17 protein-coding genes and 1 tRNA gene are annotated in these 17794 nt (G+C 71.5%); 10 read left to right on the forward strand and 8 right to left on the reverse strand.

All coding sequences use genetic code 11. The features are described from left to right. The first annotated feature begins 84 nt into the window (after positions 1-84). From GTY96_RS30250 to GTY96_RS30280, 7 genes are all read left to right on the forward strand, one after another. Complete coding sequence (locus GTY96_RS30250; RefSeq protein WP_235685984.1) at positions 85-1446, forward strand: IscS subfamily cysteine desulfurase; 1362 nt, start codon at positions 85-87, stop codon at positions 1444-1446. A gap of 122 nt (positions 1447-1568) precedes the next feature. Beyond that, on the forward strand, positions 1569-1961 hold the full coding sequence (gene iscU, locus GTY96_RS30255) for a Fe-S cluster assembly scaffold IscU (RefSeq protein WP_120553652.1): 393 nt from the start codon (positions 1569-1571) through the stop codon (positions 1959-1961). Between the two features lie 37 nt (positions 1962-1998). Beyond that, positions 1999-2382 (forward strand): HesB/IscA family protein, encoded by a 384-nt coding sequence (locus GTY96_RS30260; protein ID WP_143907316.1) that lies wholly within the window; start codon positions 1999-2001, stop codon positions 2380-2382. Positions 2383-2498: 116 nt separating this feature from the next. Continuing rightward, positions 2499-3047, forward strand: a complete 549-nt coding sequence (gene hscB / locus GTY96_RS30265) for a Fe-S protein assembly co-chaperone HscB (RefSeq protein ID WP_161666542.1) — start codon at positions 2499-2501, stop codon at positions 3045-3047. Further along, entirely contained in the window at positions 3044-4888 is a 1845-nt protein-coding gene (gene hscA / locus GTY96_RS30270) for a Fe-S protein assembly chaperone HscA (protein WP_161666543.1), read from the forward strand. The genes hscB and hscA overlap by 4 nt, the downstream gene beginning before the upstream one ends. 3 nt (positions 4889-4891) lie before the next feature. Beyond that, positions 4892-5269, forward strand: a complete 378-nt coding sequence (locus tag GTY96_RS30275; RefSeq protein ID WP_143907322.1) for a 2Fe-2S iron-sulfur cluster-binding protein — start codon at positions 4892-4894, stop codon at positions 5267-5269. Positions 5270-5343: 74 nt separating this feature from the next. Then, positions 5344-5427 (forward strand) — tRNA-Leu (locus tag GTY96_RS30280). A 70-nt stretch (positions 5428-5497) separates the two neighbouring features. On the opposite strand, the gene GTY96_RS30285 is transcribed toward GTY96_RS30280, so the two are convergent. Next, positions 5498-6580, reverse strand: coding sequence for a lysylphosphatidylglycerol synthase transmembrane domain-containing protein (locus GTY96_RS30285; RefSeq protein WP_161666544.1), 1083 nt, complete (start codon positions 6578-6580; stop codon positions 5498-5500). 19 nt (positions 6581-6599) lie between these two features. Further along, positions 6600-8192, reverse strand: coding sequence for an alkaline phosphatase family protein (locus GTY96_RS30290; RefSeq protein WP_143907326.1), 1593 nt, complete (start codon positions 8190-8192; stop codon positions 6600-6602). 154 nt (positions 8193-8346) lie between these two features. Here GTY96_RS30290 and omp85 point away from each other — a divergent pair, with 154 nt between their 5' ends. Next, on the forward strand, positions 8347-9522 hold the full coding sequence (gene omp85 / locus GTY96_RS30295) for an Omp85 family outer membrane protein (protein ID WP_143907328.1): 1176 nt from the start codon (positions 8347-8349) through the stop codon (positions 9520-9522). Between the two features lie 29 nt (positions 9523-9551). Here omp85 and GTY96_RS30300 read toward each other — a convergent pair whose 3' ends face one another. From GTY96_RS30300 to fni, 5 genes are all read right to left on the reverse strand, one after another. Next, positions 9552-10631, reverse strand: coding sequence for a mevalonate kinase family protein (locus GTY96_RS30300; RefSeq protein WP_161666545.1), 1080 nt, complete (start codon positions 10629-10631; stop codon positions 9552-9554). Positions 10632-10800: 169 nt separating this feature from the next. Next, on the reverse strand, positions 10801-11787 hold the full coding sequence (gene mvaD, locus GTY96_RS30305; RefSeq protein ID WP_143907332.1) for a diphosphomevalonate decarboxylase: 987 nt from the start codon (positions 11785-11787) through the stop codon (positions 10801-10803). Continuing rightward, positions 11784-12734, reverse strand: a complete 951-nt coding sequence (gene mvk / locus GTY96_RS30310; RefSeq protein WP_143907334.1) for a mevalonate kinase — start codon at positions 12732-12734, stop codon at positions 11784-11786. The genes mvaD and mvk overlap by 4 nt, the downstream gene beginning before the upstream one ends. A gap of 91 nt (positions 12735-12825) precedes the next feature. Continuing rightward, positions 12826-14157 carry a hydroxymethylglutaryl-CoA reductase, degradative gene (locus tag GTY96_RS30315; RefSeq protein ID WP_143907336.1) on the reverse strand — a complete coding sequence of 444 codons (1332 nt, stop codon included), beginning with the start codon at positions 14155-14157 and terminating at the stop codon, positions 12826-12828. A gap of 33 nt (positions 14158-14190) precedes the next feature. Continuing rightward, entirely contained in the window at positions 14191-15249 is a 1059-nt protein-coding gene (gene fni, locus GTY96_RS30320; RefSeq protein ID WP_143907338.1) for a type 2 isopentenyl-diphosphate Delta-isomerase, read from the reverse strand. Between the two features lie 163 nt (positions 15250-15412). On the opposite strand from fni, the gene GTY96_RS30325 reads away from it, so the two are divergent. Next, on the forward strand, positions 15413-15820 hold the full coding sequence (locus tag GTY96_RS30325) for a hypothetical protein (protein ID WP_328701058.1): 408 nt from the start codon (positions 15413-15415) through the stop codon (positions 15818-15820). A gap of 144 nt (positions 15821-15964) precedes the next feature. Beyond that, positions 15965-16921 carry a zinc metalloprotease HtpX gene (locus tag GTY96_RS30330; protein ID WP_201756530.1) on the forward strand — a complete coding sequence of 319 codons (957 nt, stop codon included), beginning with the start codon at positions 15965-15967 and terminating at the stop codon, positions 16919-16921. Here the strand turns inward: GTY96_RS30330 and GTY96_RS30335 are convergent. Further along, on the reverse strand, positions 16918-17769 hold the full coding sequence (locus tag GTY96_RS30335; RefSeq protein WP_161666548.1) for a 2-oxo acid dehydrogenase subunit E2: 852 nt from the start codon (positions 17767-17769) through the stop codon (positions 16918-16920). The genes GTY96_RS30330 and GTY96_RS30335 overlap by 4 nt on opposite strands. Positions 17770-17794 lie beyond the last annotated feature (25 nt).

Below are 17794 nucleotides of genomic sequence, written 5' to 3' on the forward strand. Positions count from 1 at the left end.
TGCCGCTGCGCGCGGACCCACCGCGTCGCCGGGGAGCGGAGGGATGTTCCACCCTCCCGCGTCACTTCTTCCGAGGAAGCCATGCTGAACCTGCCCATCTACATGGACAACCACGCGACCACCCCGCTCGACCCGCGGGTGCTGGAAGCGATGTTGCCCTACCTCCGCGAGGACTTTGGCAACGCGGCCAGCCGCAACCACGCGTTCGGCTGGAAGGCCGAGGCCGCGGTGGAGAAGGCGCGCCGGCAGGTGGCGGAGCTGATCGGCGCGTCGGAGAAGGAGATCGTCTTCACCTCCGGCGCCACGGAGTCCGACAACCTGGCCATCAAGGGCGTCATCGAATTCTACAAGTCCAAGGGCGACCACATCATCACCCTGAAGACGGAGCACAAGGCGGTCCTGGACACCTGCAAGCGCCTGGAGCGCGTGCGCCAGGAGCGGCTGGATGAGCTCAAGCTGCTGCGGCTGGGCCAGCTGGCGGAGCGCGACGTGTCCCCCGAGGAGCTGGCGGAGCTGTCCGCGAAGTTCAACATCGAGGCGGACGACACGTACAAGAAGTGGGCGGAGCTGCCGACGGGCGGCGCGCGCGTCACCTACCTGGACGTGGAGGCGGATGGCCGCGTGAGCCTGGAGAAGCTGGCCGCCGCGATGACGCCGAAGACGGTGCTCGTCTCCATCATGTTCGCCAACAACGAGATCGGCGTGCTCCAGCCGGTGGCCGAGATTGGCAGGCTGTGCCGGCAGCGGGGCGTGCTCTTCCACTGCGACGCGGTGCAGGGCGTGGGCAAGGTGCCCTTCGACGTGGAGGCCATGCAGGTGGACCTGGCGTCCATCAGCGCCCACAAGATGTACGGCCCCAAGGGCGTGGGCGCGCTGTACGTGCGCCGCAAGCCGCGCGTGCGCATCGCCCCCATGGTGGATGGCGGCGGCCACGAGCGCGGCATGCGCAGCGGCACGCTGAACGTGGCGTCCATCGTCGGCTTCGGCGCGGCGGCGGAGGTGGCCAGGAAGGACCTGCCCGAGGAGGCCGCGCGGCTGCTGCGCCTGCGCGAGCGGCTGCGCACCGGCATCATGGAGCAGCTGGACATGGTCACGGTGAACGGCAGCCTGGAGCACCGCATGCCGGGCAGCCTGAACCTGTCGTTCTCCTATGTGGAGGGCGAGGCGATGATGATGTCCATCAAGGACGTCGCGGTGTCGTCCGGGTCCGCGTGCACCTCCGCGTCCCTGGAGCCCTCCTACGTGCTGCGCGCCCTGGGCGTGGAGGAGGACATGGCGCACAGCTCCATCCGCTTCGGCCTGGGCCGCTTCAACACGGAGGAGGAGGTCGACTTCGTCATCCGCCTGGTGGTGGACAAAGTCCGCAAGTTGCGAGACATGAGCCCCCTGTACGAGATGGCCAAGGAAGGCATCGACCTGAAGAGCATCGAGTGGACGGCGCACTAGGCGCCCGGCTCCTCCCTGGATTTCCGGCCCGGCGGAAAGAGCCCCCGCCCGCCTGGCCGCGCATCGGTTGCCCGCGAAGCGCATCAGTTCAAGCGTTGTGGATGTGAAGGAGCGTTAGACGCATGGCTTACAGCGAGAAGGTCATCGAGCACTACGAGAACCCCCGCAACGTGGGGACGCTCGACAAGAACGACCCGAACGTCGGCACCGGCCTCGTGGGCGCGCCCGCCTGCGGTGACGTGATGCGCCTCCAGCTGAAGATCAGCGACTCGGGCGTCATCGAGGACGCGCGCTTCAAGACCTTCGGCTGTGGCTCCGCCATCGCGTCCAGCTCGCTCGTCACCGAGTGGGTGAAGGGCAAGACGGTGGATCAGGCCATGACCATCTCCAACAAGGACGTGGCCCGGGAGCTGGCGCTGCCCCCGGTGAAGATCCACTGCTCCGTGCTGGCCGAGGACGCCATCAAGGCGGCCATCGAGGATTTCAAGAAGAAGCGCGCGTCGCGTCAGGCGTAAGGCAGCGGCACGCGGTTCTTCCAGGAGTGAGGACACCATGAACGAGCAGGCCCAGACGACCCAGGCCCCTCAGACGCCTCCCAAGCCGGCCCCCAAGGGCATTGGCCTGGCGGACAGCGCGGTGGCGCGCCTCAGGGAGCTCCTGGCGGAGCGCCAGACGCCGGACGCCGGCTTGCGCATCGCCGTGAAGGGCGGCGGGTGCTCCGGCCTCCAGTACTCCATGGAGTGGTCGGAGAAGTCCCGCGAGCGCGACAAGGTCTTCGAGCGGGACGGCGTGCGCGTCTTCGTGGATCCGAAGAGCTACCTGTACCTCATCGGCACGGAGCTGGTGTTCGAGCAGACGCTGATGGCGTCCGGCTTCAAGCTGAACAATCCCAACGTGAAGGCGGCCTGCGGCTGCGGAGAGAGCTTCTCCGTCTGAGTCGCGACGCCTTGCCCGCCCGCCCCGTCGGTCAGGGAGCGGGCTTCATGGGGTCCGGCCCGGCGCCGGGCCCCATTTCGTTTTCCCCCCTGATTCGGACGAGGACTTCCCCCACCGTGAGGACCCACTTCGACGTGTTCGGGCTGCCCCGCGCCCACGCCGTGGATGTGCCGGCCCTGGAGAAGCAGTACCGGGAGCTGTCGCTCCAACTGCACCCGGACCGCGTCGCCCCCGGCAACACCCGCGAGCGGCTCCAGGCCCTGGAGGGCACCACCGCCCTCAACGAGGCCTACAAGACGCTCAAGGACCCGGTGCGCCGGGCCTTCTACCTGCTCAAGCTCCACGGCGTGGACCTGGACCGCGAGGACGCGGGCGCGCAGAAGGACATGCCCCTGGAGTTCCTGGAGGAGGTCATGACCCTGCGCGAGGAGCTGGACGACGCCATCGCGGCGAGGGACCTGCCCCGGGCCCAGGTCATGGCGAAGGACGTGGCGGTCCGCAAGGCGGCCGCGCTCCAGGAGGCCGTGGCGGCGCTCGGGACCCTGGAGGGAGCGGGTGATTCTCCGGACGGGGTGAGAAAGGCATCGCACGCGCTGGGGCGGGTGCGCTACTTCACGCGCTTCCTCGAGCAGGTGGACGCGTTCGAGGAGGAGGTGCTCGCGTGAGCAACAACGGCTATCTGCAGATCCACGACCCGCTCAAGCCGAAGGGGCACGTGGTGGGCATCGACCTGGGGACCACCCACTCGCTGGTGGCGTCCGTCACCCAGGGCAAGCCCCGCTGCGTCCCGGTGGACGAGGGCGACTCGCTGCTGCTGCCCTCCGTGGTGCACTACGGCAAGGACGGCGGCGTGGTGGTGGGCGCCCGCGCGCGCAGGCTCGCGGCCGAGGCCCCCACGGACACCATCGTGTCGGTGAAGCGCTTCATGGGCCGGGGCCCGGACGACGCGGAGACGCGCAAGCTGGGCCACTACCGCTTCGCGCCCAGCGCGCAGGTGGTCCGCTTCGACGTGGCCGGTGGCCAGCCGGTGACGCCCATCGAGGTGTCCGGCGAAATCCTGCGCGCGCTGAAGCGCCGCGCGGAGGCGCACTTCTCCGGCAAGGTGGAGCAGGCCGTCATCACCGTGCCCGCCTACTTCGACGACGCGCAGCGCCAGGCCACTCGCGACGCGGGGAAGCTCGCCGGCCTGGAGGTCCTGCGGCTGCTCAACGAGCCCACCGCGGCGGCGCTGGCCTACGGCCTGGACAAGGGCAGCCAGGGCTTGTTCGCCGTCTATGACCTGGGCGGCGGCACGTTCGACATCTCCATCCTCAAGCTGGAGGACGGCGTGTTCGAGGTGAAGTCCACCGGCGGCGACTCCGCGCTGGGAGGCGACGACTTCGACCGGGCCATCGCGGAGCGCGTGCTCCAGAAGATGGGCGTGGGCTCCCCCTCCCCCGAGCAGGTCGCGGAGGTGCTGGGCTCCGCGCGCCGCGCGAAGGAGGCGCTCACCGACGCGGCGGAGGTGACGCTCACCGTCGGCGGGCATTCGCAGCCGGTGACGCGCGCGGACTTCGAGGCGTGGATCCAACCGCTCGTGGCGAAGACGGGCGCGGTGTGCCGGCGGGCCCTCAAGGACGCGGGCGCGGCGCCGGGCGAGCTGGACGGCGTCATCCTGGTGGGCGGCTCCACGCGCGTGCCCGCGGTGCGCCGCTTCGTGGCGGAGCTGTTCGGCCGCGAGCCCCTGGGCGACATCGATCCGGATCAGGTCGTCGCGCTGGGCGCGGCGGTGCAGGCCAGCCTGCTCACCGACGGCAACCGCCAGGACGAGGTGCTGCTGCTGGACGTCATCCCCCTGTCGCTGGGCCTGGAGACGATGGGCGGCATCACGGAGAAGCTCATCCCGCGCAACTCCACCATCCCCACGGCGGCGGCGCAGGTGTTCACCACGTTCAAGGACCACCAGACGGGCCTGGACGTGCACGTGGTGCAGGGCGAGCGGGAGCTGGTGCAGGACAACCGCAGCCTCGCGCGCTTCACCCTCTCCGGCATTCCCCCCATGGCGGCCGGCATGGCCCGCGTGGAGGTGCGCTTCCAGGTGGACGCGGACGGCATCCTCTCCGTCACCGCGAAGGAGCAGAGCACCGGCGTCGCGCAGGCCATCACGGTGAAGCCCAGCCACGGCCTGTCGGAGGAGGAGATCGAGAAGATGCTCCTCGACTCCATCGACTTCGCGGAGGACGACATCCAGGCCCGCCAGCTGCGCGAGCAGCAGGTCGACGCCGAGCGCGTCCTGGCCGAAGCGGACCGCCAGCTGCGCGAGAACGCGGCCCTGCTGGAGGCCGGCGAGCCGGAGGCCATCCAGGCCGCCATGGACCGCGTGCGCGAGGCCGCGCGGGGCAAGGACTACCTGGCCGTGAAGGAGGCCCTGCACGCGCTGGATGAAGCGTCCCGGGCCTTCATCGAGCGGGTCATGAACCGCGCCATCACCCAGGTGGTGTCCGGCCATTCCGTGGAGGAGTACTGAGCCGTGCCCAAGGTCACCTTCAAGAGCCCCCTGGCGGAGGTCGCCGTGGACGTGCCCCCGGGCACCACCCTGCTGGACGCCGCGGAGAAGGGCGAGGCCCAGGTGGGCCACAGCTGCGGCGGCGTGTGCGGGTGCTCCACCTGCCACGTCTGGGTCCGCAAGGGCCTGGACTCGCTGAGCGAGCAGCGGGACGACGAGATGGACCGCCTGGACATGGGCTTCGACGTGCGGCCCTACTCCCGCCTCTCCTGCCAGACGGAGGTCGGCGGCGAGGACGTCACGGTGGAGATCACCGAGGAGTCGCTGGTCGCCTTCATGGACGAGAACCCGGCCATCCGCCGGCAGCTCGAGTCCGAGGGGAAATGGCCCCTGAAGAAGTAGGGTGAAAAAGGGTGCTTGACCGGGCGGAAGAGGTTCTTTATACGTCTCGCCCGTCGCACCGCAGCGCCCCACCCGCCCAGGTGGTGGAATTGGTAGACACACTAGATTCAGGGTCTAGCGCCTGCAAGGGCATGGAGGTTCGAGTCCTCTCCTGGGCATGAAGTTAAAGAAGGGCCCCGACCACAAGTCGGGGCCCTTTTTGTTTTCCGGCCCCGCCCCTTTCGCGGCTCAGGGCGGCGCGGGTTCCACGGCCTCGTGCGCCACGTGGTGCGCGGCGGCGTTGGCCAGCCGGCCGCCCTTGCGCAGGTCGCGGATCCGCAGCTTGGAGCGGTACACGGACCACGCGCCCACGGACACCAGGCTGAGCACGGTGCCCAGGTGGGTCAGCGTGGCGAAGGCGGCCGCGTCCTCAGGGTTGGCCCCCAGCGAGCGCGCCGCCCAGCTCGTCACGAAGTAGTAGATGCCCATGCCCGCGGGGACGCCCGGCAGCGCCTGCCCCAGGGAGATGGCGCCCAGGACGACGGCGCCCGCGAAGAGGCCCCCGGGGATGTGCACGCCGCGCAGCGCGAGCCCGTACGCCAGCGCGGAGGCGAACACCGGGAAGATGGAGAAGAAGAACACCTTCGCCATGCCCTTGAAGGAGCGCGCGGTGCCCAGGCCCTCGCCCACGTGGGAGAGGAAGCTGTCCACGCGGGGCAGGCTGTGGCGCTGGTGCAGCCAGCGGCCCAGCGGGGCCGCCCAGTGGGCCAGCAGCACCACCAGCGCCACCAGGCCGATGCACAGCGACAGGGCCACCTTCATCTCCCCGCGGAAGTGGGCCATCGTCTCGCCGAAGGGGCCCAGGAAGGACAGGGCCACGAGCAGCATCAGGCAGGCGAACTCCATCAGCTTGCACACGCCCACGGTGCCCAGGCCCCGGATGAAGGGCACGTGCTGCGTGCGCGACAGGAGGAAGGCCCGCGTCACCTCCCCCAGCTTCCCGGGCAGCGCGTTGTGCACGAAGACGCCAATGCCCACCAGGTGGTAGCGGTCGCGGAACGGGATGGGCCTGCGCAGCGTGGCCTGCCACTGCACCGCCCGCAGCGGCACGAGCGACGCCTGGAGCAGCAGGAAGGGCACCAGCCACACCAGGTGCCCCGGCAGGTCGTCCACGAACTTGCGCAGCGGGAAGCGCGGGATGAACAGCTCGCCCTGCCCGCTCAGGTTCCACTTGAAGAAGGCGGTGGACAGCAGCAACACGGACAGGGCGAGCCCCACCACCGCGCCCAGCACCTTGAGCCACGTGCGTCCGCCGGCATTGGGAAGCCGCATGGTCCACCCTTCCGAGGAATCAATGGAGGCTCCGGGGTGAGCCGGTGTCCAGGTACGCCTCGGCCAGCCGCTCGTGCAGCCGCGAGCAGTGGCTCAGGCCGGACAGGTCCACGGGGCCGTGCGCGGGCCACATCACCAGGCTGTCGGACTCCACGCGCGTGAGGCCCCCGTGCGAACCGAACTCCCACGCGAAGCCCACCGTGCCGCCCTTCCGGACGGCCGCGCCGAAGAGCACCAGGTCTCCCGCCGTGTCCATGCGCGGCAACCCGTGGAGGAAGTCCGCCACGGCGTGCCGGCTGTACTCGGAGGTCAGCGGCGCGCGGTCCAGGTCCGCCGGGCCGTAGACACCGCCGCCCATCACCACCACCGCCTCGGTGCCCCGGCGCATCGCCAGCATGCCGATGTCCGGATTGTCCAGGGCGCGCGCCAGCACCTCCGGGTAGCGCGACAGCAGCTCGCGCGCCTCCAGCGGCGCCGGGCGCCCGCTCAGGTAGACGTGGGCGAAGTTGCCGGCCTCCACCACCACCGGACGGAAGGGCTCGCGCACGGACGTGTCCGGCGCCGGGGGGGCCCTGCCGTCCAGCAGCCCGCGCCACACGTCGTCATGCAGCGGCGGCGTGGGGCCCTCGAAGAGCACGGCCTCCAGGCGCCGGCCCTGGCGCTGCTCCAGGGGCAGGCTGTCCACGTGCCCGTGGTCCGACAGGAGGATGACGTCGTAGGGCTCCGGCGCGGCGCGGGCCACGGCGAACAGCTCCGCCAGCGACGCGTCCACGCGGTGCAGCTCCGACAGCGCCAGCGCCGAGCGCGGCCCCCGGCGATGCGCGACCTCGTCGTAGTTCCCGTACACCAGGTAGATGAGCGGCACGCCGCGCACCATGTCCACCAGGGACTTGGTGTACGCGAAGCTCCAGCCCAACCGCTGGAGGAGGATGCGGCTCAGGAGGAACCCCTGCTCATGGCGCCAGTCGTTGAGCGAGCGCGCCCACTGGTTCACCTCGTGCACGGCGTGCCAGGACTCCATGCCGAGCGAACACAGGAACTCCCACGCGCCGCGCGTGCGCGCCGAGCCCAGGCCCTGCATCTCGTAGGAGAGCGAGCGCGCCATCAGCTTGAAGCTCGACAGCGTGCTCATGCACATGTGGTTGCGGGCGCCCGCGTGGAAGAGCGAGAAGTAGGTGTGGCCGCCGTGGTCCAGCAGGCTCATGCGGCCGTGCCCCCGCAGGCGCGCGTCGATGGCCATCGCGTCCGCCGGGGCATTCATCTGCACCTTGCGGCCGAGCGTCCGGTCGAACCAGCTGTAGCCCGGCAGGTTGGGGTGCTGGAGTCCGTAGAGCAGCCCTGCCTGGAAGAACGGCGTGGAGGTCGGCGCGCCCCAGAATGCGTTCTCCAGGTGATACGCGCCAGACCTGACCAGATGTGAAACAAAGGGCATCTGGCCTGAAACAATGGCTTCGTCCAGGAGGGCCTTGGGAACCCCGTCCAGATGGACGAGCAATGCGTTCCGGGGCCGACGCGCCGCCACGGGCGGAACTTTCGACCCGATCCTCCGGACCAAGCGGTTGGCCCAGTTCCGTGAATTTTCGCTGACGAGCTCGTTGAGACTTTCGCGCACGTTGACGGCTCCCCCATCCGGCAAGGCAAAATGGGCATTCAGGGGGACAGGTGCTTCCGGGGCCGTGTTGCTCTCTTGGAGGGCAGGCGGGCGGAAAGGGCATCTTGTCCCGGGCTGGAATCGACGCGCCCCCCTGGGGCTTCACGGGGTTTCGATGCTGGCTCCTGTCGTCTTCCTCTTCTTCCTGCTGCTGTCGCTCAGCGCCGTGGCGGCCGGACGGACCGCGCCCGGGCTCGTGCCCGTGAAGCAGACGCCGACGATGGATGGCATCGCCCTGCCCCTGTTGAGCTTCAGCTCGGATCAAGGCTTCGGGTACGGCGCCGTGGGCGGCATGTATCTGTACGGGCCGGGCAAGTCGCCCTATGCGCACGCCCTGGCCGCGCAGGTGTTCTTCAGCTCACGCGGCGCCATGAATCATTACCTCCGCTACGACGGCCCGCAGCTGCTGGGGCCCCTTCGGTTGGAGGCACGGCTGGAGTACCGGCAGGAGAAGAGCAGCCCCTTCTTCGGCGCGGGCAACCTGTCCGCCCCGGACTTCCGCGGCGACGTGGACGACCAGAAGTACAACTTCGACAAGGGCTCGCCGGGCCTCTGGGTGCGCCTGCGCGGCCGGCCCTTTGGTGAGAACCACCCGTTCCAGTCGTACGTGGGCTACGGCTGGCGCTACACGCGCGTGTCCCCCTACGCGACGTCCATCCTGGCGCAGGAGAAGCCCATCGGCATCGAGGGTGGGCCCAGCGGGCAGCTGCTGGCGGGCGCGCTCTGGGACACGCGCGACGACGAGTCCGACCCCACCTCCGGCGGCGTGGAGGAGGTCGCGCTGCGGGTGTCCGGCCTGGCCACCTTCAGCCGCTACCAGTACGCGGGCGTGACGCTGAGCGAGCGCCGCTACATCAAGCTCACGCCGCGGCTGGTGTTCGCGCAGCGGCTCACGCTGGACATGCTGTTCGGCGAGGTGCCGTTCTTCGAGTGGATGACGACGGGCGGCGTCAACGTCTCCGAGGGCATTGGCGGCATGAGCAGCGTGCGCGGCATCGAGCGCAACCGCTTCGCCGGCAACGTGAAGGCGTTCAGCAATTCGGAGCTGCGCTTCCAGGCGGCGCGCATGAGTGTCTTCGGCCAGCCGCTCGCGCTGGGCGCGGTGGTGTTCCTGGACCTGGGCCGCGTGTGGCACCCGGGCGTGTCGGATGGCAAGTGGCATGAATGGCACCCGGGCATCGGCGGCGGGTTGCGCTTCTCGCGCCGCGCGGCGGTGGTGCGCATGGACTACGCGCGCTCCACCGAGACGGGCCGCCAGCGCTTCTACATCACGTTCGGTCACATGTTCTAACGGCGCGCCCGGGCGCGCGCCGCGACATTTCAGACGAGCGAATCCACCCAGCCGCGAAGCCGCGCGTCCGCCTGCGCCTCGCCGCGCACGCCCTGCTCCACGTCCAGCGTCAGCGTGAGGAAGCCGCGCGACTCCAGGCCCTGGCGCAGCGCGTCCCGCGCCTGCGCGTCCGGGGCGAAGAGGATGCAGCCGTCGCCACCGCCCGCGCCGGACAGCTTGCCCGCGCAGCCGTAGGACGCCGCGAGCGCCAGCACCCGGCGCATGCCCTCGGTCTCCAGCGGGCCCAGCTCCAGGAGCAGCGCGTGCTGGGCCTTCACGGCGTCGCTGAAGGCGCGGAAGTCGCCGCCGCCCAGGCCGTCCTCGATGGCGTGGCCGAGCGCGTCCGAGCGCTCCACGAAGGCCGCGCGGCCCGCCTCCGCGAGCCGTGCCTCCACCTGGGCGATGAGCAGCTTGGTGGACGCGCTCTCGCCGGTGAAGGCGTAGAGCATGGCCACGCGAGGCACGGGCATGCGCCAGAGGTCCACCGGCGGAGACTCCGCGAGCGCGGCGTTGAAGCGGCCGGTGTTGGCGGCGTCCGCGAGCGCGGTGACGTCATAGCGGCGGTAGCGCGCGAGTCCGCCCGCGAAGCTGGCCGCCACGTCACCGCCGCTGCCCTTGCCGCCCTGCCCCAGCGTGTGCGCGACGAGCGCGAGCTTCAGCACGTCGAACTTCTCTTCCAGCACGAAGCGCGCGGCCTCCGCGGCGAGCACCGTCGCGGAGGCGCTGCCGCCGATGCCCAGCTTGTGGCCGCCCGGGCCCAGCGCGCCCGGCGCCACCGCGACGTCGAAGCCCACGCTCGCGCGGCCGTGCGCGCGCAGGGCTTCATCCAGGGTGCGGGCGACGAACGAGAAGCCGGCGGGCACCTCGCGCTCCCACTTCACGCCCCGAGGCGTGGTCAGGCCCTGGAGCGTGCCCTCCTCCAGGCAGATGTGGACGCACGAGTCGTTGCGCCTGCGCACGAAGGCGGCCGTGCGGGGCGCGACCGCGGCCACCCGCGAGACGCCTCCCCACAGCACGGCGTACTCGCCGGAGACGAACAGCTTGCCCGGGGCGGAGAGCGCTCGCTCCATCAGACCGTCACCTCGGCTCCGGGCGCCCCGGAGCATCCGTCGCGCCCGGGCCACCGCCGCGGGGCCGCCGCCGCGCGCTTCATCGGGACGCGACGCGCGACGCGCGCCCCCAGGCACGGCGCGTCCACGGGAGCCTCGACTCCAGCCCGGGTGCGACGCGCGAGGCCCATCAGAACAGGTGCTCCGCCAGGAGCGTCGCGTCCCCGCCGGGCACGCAGCGCACCACGTCCACGGCCCCGCAGGCGCGGGCCAGGGCCTCCGCCGCGACCTCGTGCGCCGCGTCCGTCAGCAGCACCGGGTTCGGGCCCGCGTCGAGCGTGAACCACACGGGCACGCCCTTCTTGCGCTGCTCGCGCAGGTGCTGGATGAGCCCCAGCGTCGCCGGGCTCAGGTAGCAGAGCGGGGGGTCGGCCGCGAGCGAGGTGCAGTGCATCCGCCACGCGTTGCGCTCGCACAGCTCGCCGAGCGCCTCCAGGTCCTTGCTCGCGATGAGCTCCCGGGCGCGGGGCACCTCCGCCTCCGCGTCCTTCACCCACGCCGGGTAGTACGGGCTCGTCTCCACCGTGCCCTTCATCCCGTCCCGCGACTTCACCTCTTTCTCGCCGCGGTCGAGGATGGCCACCACCATGCGCAGGTCCGCCCAGTGGCCCGCGTCGAAGCGCTGCACGGCGTAGCTGTCCTCGCCGTCCGCGCGCTCGCCGCGCAGCCACTCGCAGAAGCCGCCCTGCACGCTGCGGCACGCGGAGCCGCTGCCCCGGCGGGCCAGGATGCTGGAGGCCCGCGTGTCCTCCGGCAGGCCCGCCGCCGCGCGTCCCGCCACCGCCAGCGCCGCGAACCCCGCCGCGCTGCTCGCGAGCCCGGCCGCCATCGGGAAGTCCCCGCGCGACACCACCTTCGCGGGCCCCAGGTCGCGCCCCGCCTGCACGCGCACGGCGTCCAGGAGGCGCAGCACGCGGTCGCGCTCGCTGCCCTTGGCCACGTGGCCATGCAGCTCCACCGAATCCGCCGCCGCGCCGAACTCCACCGTCGTCGTCACGTGGATGGGCGCCAGCGTGAGCGACAGGCTGGACTGGTGCGGGAGGATGAGCGCGTCGTCGCGCTTCCCCCAGTACTTCACGAGGGCGATGTTGGGATGCGCCCGGACCGTTGCCTTCATGGAATGTCTCCCTGGGCCCGCGGCCCCGCGAGCTGGCTCGCGAAGCAGCGCACGCCGTCGCGAGTCAGGCGCGCGACCACGGGCTCCGGTTCGAGGAAGAGGCCGATGACCGCGCCACCGTCACCTCCCGCCCCGGTGAATTTGGCGCCCAGCGCGCCCAGACCGCGCAGCCGGTACACCATGTCCTCCAACGCGGGCGACGACAGGCCCAGGGCGCTCAGGAGGCCCTGGTTGACGTTCATCGCGTCCCCCAGCCCCTCCAGGTCCCCCGCCTCCACCGCCTTCGACGCCTCGGTGACGAGCTTCCCCACCTGCGCGAACAGCCGGCGGTAGCGCTCCGGCCACCGCGCCTGCCGCTCGCGCAGCGCGCCCACCGTCACCTTCGTGGGGCTGCGCGCGCCCGCGAGCGCCACCACCACCGACACCGCGCGCGGGCTCTTCACCTCGCGCGCCCGGCCGGTGACGCCCGACGGCGTCTGGATCCGCCGGTAGAGGATGAGCTTCTCCTCCGCGCTCGTGGTGTGGTCCACGCCCGACGGGGTGCCGTGGAACTCCTGCTCCATCTCCCACGCCAGCAGCGCCGTCGCCTTCGGCGTGGGCACCTGCCCCGCCGCCTGCAACAGCACCCGCGCCGTGGCCACCGCCAGCGCCGCGGAGCTGCCCAGCCCCGCGGACAGGGGCAGCTGCGGCTCCAGCGTCACCTTCACCTTCGGCTCGCCCACCCGCTGGGCCGCGCGCGCGAAGGCCTTGCGCATCATCCGCTTCTGCCCGGCGTCCGCCGTCACCGGCACGTCGAGGGTGCAGGAGCGCGCCGGCACGCCGCGCGCCGTCACGCCGATGCTCAGCGGACCCGCGAGCGCGGGGTAGCCGTACACCACGCTGTGCTCACCCAGCAGGATGACCTTGCCGGCACCAAAGGCGACCAGGGGATTCTTTGCGGGAGTCATGGCACCGGGAACACACGAGGGGGCGGGCGCTTTCTCGGGCGCCCTGCCCGGCTCCGTCAAGCGCCCCGCGTCGGGTACGCGGGGCTGGACGTCAGCCGTTGGTCACCGTGGCGGCGATCACCGGGGCCTCCGGGGGCAGGTTCGCGAGGATCTCCCGCGCCTTCTCCACCTTCACGTGCCCGGCCTTCACCAGCAGGTTCGCGACCTTCTCCACGTCCCCGCCGCGCGCGCCCGCCGTCACCGCGACGCAGCGGGCGTGCATGGCCATGTGGCCCTTCTGGATGCCCACCGAGCCCAGGGCCCGGAGCGCCGCGAAGTTCTGCGCGAGGCCCACCGCCGCGAACACCATGGACAGCTCGCGCACGCCCGACACGCGCATCAGCTTGAGCGCCATCTGCACGCCCGGGTGGACCTTGATGGGGCCGCCCACCGTGCCCAGCGCCAGCGGCAGCTCGATGCGGCCCACCAGGTGCCCCTCTTCCAGGTACCAGGTGGACAGCGGCCGGTACTGCCCGCCGCGGCACGCGAACGCGTGCGCGCCCGCCTCGATGGAGCGCCAGTCCTGGCCCGTGGCGATGGCCACCGCGTCGATGCCGTTCATCACGCCCTTGTTGTGCGTGGCGGCGCGGTACGGGTCCGCCTCCGCGAAGCGGCTGGCCTGGGCGATGCCTTCGGCGATCTCCTCGCCCGGCAGGTCGAAGTCCGCCAGCAGCGGCAGCGGGATGCGGCACGTCGCCCGCGACAGCCGGCGGTCCGCCAGGTTGGACAGGATGCGCAGGTACACGCGGCCCCCCGTCACCTGTTCGATGAGCGGCGCCACGCCCTCCGCGACGGTGTTGATGAGGTTCGCCCCCATCGCCTCCTGCGTGTCGATGAGGATGTGGACGATGAGCAGCGGCTCGCCACGCGGGCCTTCCGGCGCGGGCAACAGGCGCACCTCCACGTCCCGCGCGCCGCCGCCCCGGGCGACCATGGCTGGGTGGAAGCTGTTGGCCAGGGCGAGGATCTGCTCCTTCGCGTCCAGAATCTTCTCGGTGGCCCGGCCGGGGTCGCCGTAGTTGGACACCTGCACCTGGCCGATCATCATCGACTCGTCGGCCTCCGCGACGAACCCGCCCGCCTCGCGGACGATCTTCGACGCGAACGACACCGCGGCGACGACGGAGGGCTCCTCCACCGCCATGGGCACCAGGTAGTCGCGCCCGTTGACGTTGAGGTTGAGGCCCAGGCCCAGCGGCAGGGAGAACGTCCCCACCGCGTTCTCGATCATCTGGTTCGCCAGCGTGAGGTCCAGCGTGCCCTCGCCGCGAAGCTGCTCCAGCTCCGTCTCCGTCAGCCGGAACATCCGGCCAATCTGCGCGAGGCGCTCCTCCAGGGGCAGCTTGTGGAATCCGGCGAGCCGGGACGTCACGGTGTCAGACATTGTCTTCCTTCCCAACCTGGGATCCACGCTGCATCACAGCGCCGCCAACCAATCCTTCAACGCTCCGGACACCACGCGAGGGCGCTGCCGCAGCGCCGCGACGGTCCGGCTCCCCGTCAGGACCAGCGCCTGCCGGAGCGACGTCAGGATGACCTGGAGCGCGTCCTCCGCGCCCGCGAGCCCGCCCTGCTGCTGGGCCCGGAACAGCGGCAGCGCCATGCCCGCCAGGTCCGCGCCCAGCGCCAGCACCTTCGCCGCGTCCAACCCGCCCCGCACGCCACCGCTCGCGACGAGCCGCACGTCCGGCCCCACCGCCCCGCGCACGCTGGCGATGGCCGCCGCGGTCGGGATGCCCCAGCCGCTGAACTCCGCGCCCACCTGCGCCTGCGAGCCCGCCGCGCGAAGCTGCTCCACCCGCACCCACGACGTGCCGCCCAGCCCGGAGACGTCCACGTTGCGCACGCCCAGCTCCACCAGGCGCCGCGCCACGTCCGGACCAATGCCGCACCCGGTCTCCTTCACCAGCAGCCGGTCGCCAAAGGCCCGCGCCAGCTCCTCCACCACCCGGTAGCCGCCCCGGAAGTCCCGGTCGCCCTCGGGCTGCGTCAGCTCCTGGCCGGCGTTGAGGTGCAGCGCCATGCCGTCCGCGCCAATGGCGTCCGACAGCCGCCGCACGCCGTCCACGCCCAGCCCGATGGCCTGATAGAGGCCGATGTTGCCCAGCAGCGCCACCGTGGGCGCCACGTCCCGCACCGCGTACGACGCCGTGCGCGAGGTGTCCTCCGCCATGGCGCGCTGGCTGCCCACGCCGAAGGCCAGCCCGTGGCGCTCGGCGAGCAGCGCCAGGTCCCGGTTAACGGCACCCGCACGCTCGGTGCCACCCGTCATCCCGGTGACGAGCAGCGGCGCCTTCAGCCGCCGGCCCAGGAACGGCGTGGACAGGTCCACGTCGTCCACCGCCATCTCCGGCATGGCGCAGTGGACGAGGTGCACGTGCTCCAGCAGGGTGGAGTTCTGCGCGGGCTCCACATCGCCGGTCGCGCACAAGTCGAGGTGGGCATCCTTCCGCCTGGCTGTCGTCTCATCGCCCATGTCGCTGAATGCCACCCGCTCTGGCGCTGCAAAAAACGTGTAAGACTGGAAGGTCCTTTGGTTCCTAGCAAGCGGCGGGGCCGGGGTGCAAGCCAAAGGGCCCGGCCGGTCGCGCTCGGGGCGTGAATGGACGTGGTGGCTTCTGGACGGTATGAGCCACCGCGTGAGCGCGTCGGACAACAGGGTCGTCGTCTTCCTGCACAGTGGCGAATACGACCGGGTCCACCAGGGCTTCTCCATCGCGGCGGCGGCGGTGGCGGCCGGGCGGCGCGCGGAGGTGTACCTGTTCTGGTGGGCCCTGGAACGCGTCCTACTGGACCGCCTGGACGACCCGGACTTCACCGGCCGTGAGGACGTGGCGGACCGCTTCGAGGCTCGCCGCATGCCCTCCATCCGCGCGCTGTGGGAGCACGTGCGGGAGTCGGGGCTGGGCACGGTGGCGGGCTGTACGGGCTCGCTCGGTGCCCTGGGGAGCGAGTCGAAGGCGGGCGACAGTGGCATCGACGTGTGGCTCGGTTGGAGCGCCATCCTCCAGCGTACGGCGGGCGTGACGGATCGTTTCTACCTTTGAGGCGGACGGTGGCTGGTGCCGTGGGCCTCCGGGGCGGCTTGGACCCGCCACGTTGACGCCTCCCTGCGCCTGCTTACGTTTCGTGTGGCCCCCTCGCGGGGCGAAAGGCACGGAACGAGGACCATGGCGCAGCGTGACCCCCAGATGACAACCCGAGGACCGGCCACCCCGGCGCTCAAGGGCGGCGGGTGGCACCGGCTGGGCAACGCATTGAAGACGACCGTGCTGCTGGCGGGACTGACGGCGCTGGTGCTCGTCATCGGTCAGCGGCTGGGCGGCGCGCAGGGGCTCGCGATGGCGGGCGTCTTCGCGGTGGTGATGAACTTCGGCTCGTACTGGTTCAGCGACCGCATCGCGCTGGCCATCCACGGCGCGCAGCCCCTGAGCTACGAACAGGCGCCGTGGCTGCATGAGATGGTGGCGCGGCTGGCCGCGCGGGCGGGGATGCCGAAGCCCAAGGTCTACCTGCTGCCCACGGCGCAACCCAACGCGTTCGCCACGGGCCGCAACCCGAGCCACGCGGCGGTCGCGGTGACGGCGGGCATCATGGACATCCTGGACCGGCGGGAGCTGGAGGGCGTGCTGGCGCACGAGATTGGCCACGTTCGAAACCGGGACACGCTCATTGGCACGGTGGCGGCGACGCTCGCGGGCATCATCAGCTACGCGGCGCAGATGCTCTTCTGGTTCGGCGGCAGCATGCTCAGCCGGAGCGACGACGACGAGGGGGGCGGCATCGCGGGAGCGCTGTCCAACCTGGGCCTGCTGCTGGTGGCGCCCATCGCGGCCACGCTGCTGCAGCTGGCCGTGAGCCGCTCGCGCGAGTACGGCGCGGACGCCACCGGCGCGGAGCTGTGCGGGGACCCGGACGCGCTGGCGAGCGCGCTCCTGAAGATGGAGCGCGGCGCGGAGGCCATCCCGTATGACCGGGCTCCGGCCACGTCGCACCTGTTCATCGTCAACCCGCTGCACCATGGCGGGGTGATGTCGCTGTTCTCCACGCACCCGCCCATCCCGGAGCGCGTGCGCCGGCTGCGCGAGATGAGCGCGCGCATGGGCGGCGGGAGCCGGGCCCGCGGCGGCTGGGAGTACGCGTACTAGGGCGTGGCACCTGGAGCATCCGGCGGCGGTCCGAAGGACTCCACCGGGTGCTCCAGCATCTCGCGCAGCGTGTTGGCGATGACGCCCGCGTGGTAGCCGTCGATGAAGCGGTGGTCGAAGGACGCGTTGATGTTCATCACGCGGCCGGGCACCACCCTCCCCTCCTCCACCACCGCCACCTCCCGGATCGAACCGGGCGCGAGGAACACCGGCACGCGGGTGAAGGGCGCCAGCGGCAGGTACGCCGTGTCCAGCCCCAGCGCGCCCACGTCCACCACGACCGCGCCGCCGAACGGATCCCGGGGCAGCCCTATCCACGACGGGTCCACGTTCAGCGTGTACGTGAGGAACGACATGAGCCCGGTGAAGCGCTGCAGCAGCAGGTTCGGCACGCGCTCCAGCAGGCGGCGGCCCTGCTCCATCCGGGGGTCGCGGCCTCCGCGCGCACGCGCCACCGCGGCCTCCACCTCCAGCGCGAGCTCCCGCACGGGCTTCTGGTCCACGTCCTCGATCCGCACGGGCGTGGGGCCCGCCCCGTCCTCCTCCCGCCCGGGGAGGACCCCGCACACGGTGATGCGCTGGCGCAGGTAGATGCGCTGGTAGCGCAGGAGCGCGTTGGCGTCCGGGCACCGGCGCAGCGCTTCCCCCGTGGCCTTGAGGACCAGGTGCGTCGTGGTGAGCCGCACGCCGGTGCGCTGGCGGAAGGCCTCCAGGTATTCGAGCGCCGCGTCCATCCGCACCGTCAGCGTGCCGTAGACGGTGGGGTCGTACGCGGTCGTCCAGCTGCCGATGGCGAGCTTGCGGAAGCTCGACACGTCACGCTTCGGCTTCAGCTCCAGGTGCGCCATGCCCCCCAGCGTGCACCAGGATGGC

The organism is Corallococcus silvisoli (assembly GCF_009909145.1).
GTDB lineage: Bacteria > Myxococcota > Myxococcia > Myxococcales > Myxococcaceae > Corallococcus > Corallococcus silvisoli.